A 2,749-nucleotide genomic window follows, 5' to 3' on the forward strand; every position below is an offset into this window, starting at 1 on the left:
TCCCTGTCCCGGCGAGATGGCCGCCGCTTGAACCTCCCCCCCCCGTTGAAAGTTTTTGAAGGGGGGTCCGGGGGGAAACTTTTTTCAAAAAGTTTCCCCCCGGCCGCCGGAGGCGTCCCACCCTCTCCTCCCTTCTACCTTAAATCGAACGCCACCTTGACGCTGCCCGTGGCGCGCTTGTCGAAGGCGGTGCGAAAGGCGTCGGCGTAAGCTTCCAGGCGGAAAGTGTGGGTGAGCAGGCCCTTGGTCGGGTAGGTGCCCGAGGCGAGGAGTGTAAGGGCCAGGGCATAGGTGCGCACGCGCTCGCCGGGACGGCGCGGATCGGGCGCTTCGGCGCAGCCCGACGAACCGGCCACGGTCAGTTCCCGGAACCACAGGCTGGAAATATCCACATCCTTCAGGCGCGCCCCGGCCCCGACCATGACGTATTTGCCGCTGGCGCGAAGGGCGAGCAGCCCGGTCTCGAAGGTGGACGACGCGCCCACGCAGTCGAAGACCATGTCCACGCCGCCCTCGATGTTGCCGCCGCCGAGGCTCGTGGCCACGAAGCGTCCGCCGACGGCCTCGGCCAGATCCTTTTTGTTTTTCGCCCGAACGATGGCGTCCGCGCCGCCGGCCTCGGCCAGGGCCGCCTGCACGGGATGGCGCGCCGTGACCAGCACTTTGGCGTCGCTGCCGAGCCCCCGCAGGCAGCGCACCACATGCTGACCCAGGATGCCCGCGCCCATGACCAGCACCGTCGCCCCCGGGGCCGGAAAATGTTCGAGCACGGGCTGGAGCGCCGAGGCCAGGGAATCGGCCAGCACCGCGTCCTCGTCGGAAAGCCCGTCCGGCACCGGCAGGATGCGCGAGGGATGGGCGGCCGTGCGTTCGGCCATGGCCCCGCCGGCGCGGCGGGTAAAGCCCAGAAACGACCCCGGCGGCAGGTCGCCGTCGAGAAAACGCTCGCAGCGGTTGTAATGCCCCTGACTGCACGGCCCGCACGGGGGCAGTCCCCGCACGGCGCAGGGCAGCCCCGGTTCGACCACTACCCGCGTCCCGGCGGCAAGGCCCGCTTCCGGCGCGTCCTCGGCCAGATCGGCCACCATCTCGTGGCCCAGGATGAAGGGCAGGCTGGCGTAGGGTTCGAGCAGCGGCGATTCCCTGCCGCGCAAGAGTCCGAGGTCCGAGCCGCAGATGCCGCACAGCCGGGGAACAAGCGGCAGCCAGCCCTTGGGCGGATCGAAGGGCACGGTGGCCAAGCCCAGTGGGGCCAGCCAGGGGAAAAAGCGCCTGGGCGCGACCCGGGAGGCGGCGGCGCAGGCAAGATAGCGCGCGACGCTGCGGCGATAGACCAATGCCTTCATGGATGATATCCTTTAATTGCCCGGGAGAGGGGTGAATGGCTTGAAATCACGGCGCAATCACGTATAAGGGAGCGACCTTTTCCGGCGCTTCGCCGCCGCGCGACATCCGGGCCATATACCACAAGCGGCCCATCCTCAAGGACCGACAAGGAGACGCACATGCTGATTAAGGATTGGATGAGCAAATCCCCGGTCACGGCCAAGCCCGCCACCTCCATCATGAAGGCGGCCAAAATGATGAAGGAGAACGGCTACCACCGGCTGCCCGTTGTGGACGAGAACGGCCGGCTGGTCGGCATCGTGTCCGACCGGGACATCAAGGAAGCCTCTCCATCCAAGGCCACGACGCTTGACATGCATGAGCTGTATTACCTGCTCTCCGAAATAAAAATCGGCGACATCATGACCAAAACCGTGGTCTCCGTCAGTCCGGACGACACCGTGGAAAAGGCGGCGGTGCTGCTTTTGCGCCACAACATCGGCGGCCTGCCCGTTGTCGACGGCGACAACAAGGTGGTCGGCGTCATCACCGACAGCGACATTTTCAAGGTGCTCGTGAGCATCACCGGCGTCTTGAACGGCGGCCTGCAATTCGCCCTGGACCTGCCCGACATCTCGGGCAGCCTCAAGAGCGTGCTCGACGACCTCAAAACCCACGACGTGCGCATCATCAGCATTCTGACGTCCTACGACGAGGCCGCCCCCGGCCGGCGCACGGTTTATATCCGCGTACACCCCATCGACGAAGCCCAGGCCAAGAGCGTCGTCGACCGCCTGGCGGCCAATCATCACCTGCTTTACTGGGCCAAAGACAATTTTTAGCCCCCGTTGTCGCCGTCCGGGCCGTCTTCGCGGTCCGGACGGTTGACGCCCGCCCGATCGTGCCTATTTTCCAGAAAGCTTCCAGCCGTCCAGCCGGCGACGGTTGCGCATAAGGAGACGATGATGCTTGAAGAACGCTATTGCCCGCATTGCGGGGCAAAACTCGAGTCATGGGTAGGTCCCCCGGAATCGGGCTGGGACGAAATTCTCGTTTGCAACAACAACGAGTGCACCTTCTACCGCAATTCACAAAAAGACATTCGCTGCAAGGACGAGGACAACAGCCTGGGGTGTCGCTACGCCGAAAACCCGGATAACGGCTATTCCTCCTTCAATCTTCTCTCCTACTACAAATAACGCCCCGACTCCTTCCGCTTCACGCTTCCGACGCGTCGGCCTTGGCCGGCGCGTTTGTTTTTTTTAACGCCGGGGGGAAACCTTTCTTGCAGAAAGGTTCTCCCCCCGGGCCCCCTTTCCAAAGACTTTCAACGGATACAGGGTGTTAGCGTAGCCGCCGCTGTAACCGTTAGAAGTTTTTGGGAGGGGAGAGCGCGAGAGGGGAACCCTTTTTCCAAAAAGGG

At 64.1% G+C, this 2,749-nt stretch carries 3 protein-coding genes; 2 read left to right on the forward strand and 1 reads right to left on the reverse strand.

The annotated features are described in order from the left end of the window. Positions 1-134 precede the first annotated feature (134 nt). Positions 135-1,346, reverse strand: coding sequence for a zinc-dependent alcohol dehydrogenase (locus tag ACMZ6R_RS20350; protein WP_416114782.1), 1,212 nt, complete (start codon positions 1,344-1,346; stop codon positions 135-137). A 159-nt stretch (positions 1,347-1,505) separates the two neighbouring features. Between ACMZ6R_RS20350 and ACMZ6R_RS20355 the strand changes: the two genes are divergently transcribed. Both ACMZ6R_RS20355 and ACMZ6R_RS20360 read left to right on the forward strand, forming a co-directional pair. Continuing rightward, the gene (locus ACMZ6R_RS20355; protein ID WP_416114783.1) at positions 1,506-2,168 is read left to right on the forward strand and encodes a CBS and ACT domain-containing protein; all 663 of its coding nucleotides are present in this window, start codon (positions 1,506-1,508) and stop codon (positions 2,166-2,168) included. Between the two features lie 123 nt (positions 2,169-2,291). Further along, a complete protein-coding gene (locus ACMZ6R_RS20360; RefSeq protein ID WP_416114784.1) occupies positions 2,292-2,525 on the forward strand; it encodes a hypothetical protein in 234 nt (77 codons plus the stop codon). The last annotated feature ends 224 nt before the right edge of the window (positions 2,526-2,749 follow it).

Source organism: Solidesulfovibrio sp. C21 (assembly GCF_047785625.1).
Lineage (GTDB): Bacteria > Desulfobacterota > Desulfovibrionia > Desulfovibrionales > Desulfovibrionaceae > Solidesulfovibrio.

Excerpts from the sequence above, each read along its gene's own strand:
- ACMZ6R_RS20360 (WP_416114784.1), top strand. The coding sequence starts at position 2,292 with ATGCTTGAAGAACGCTATTGCCCGCATTGCGGGGCAAAACTCGAGTCA.
- ACMZ6R_RS20355 (WP_416114783.1), top strand. The coding sequence starts at position 1,506 with ATGCTGATTAAGGATTGGATGAGCAAATCCCCGGTCACGGCCAAGCCC.
- ACMZ6R_RS20350 (WP_416114782.1), bottom strand. The coding sequence starts at position 1,346 with ATGAAGGCATTGGTCTATCGCCGCAGCGTCGCGCGCTATCTTGCCTGC.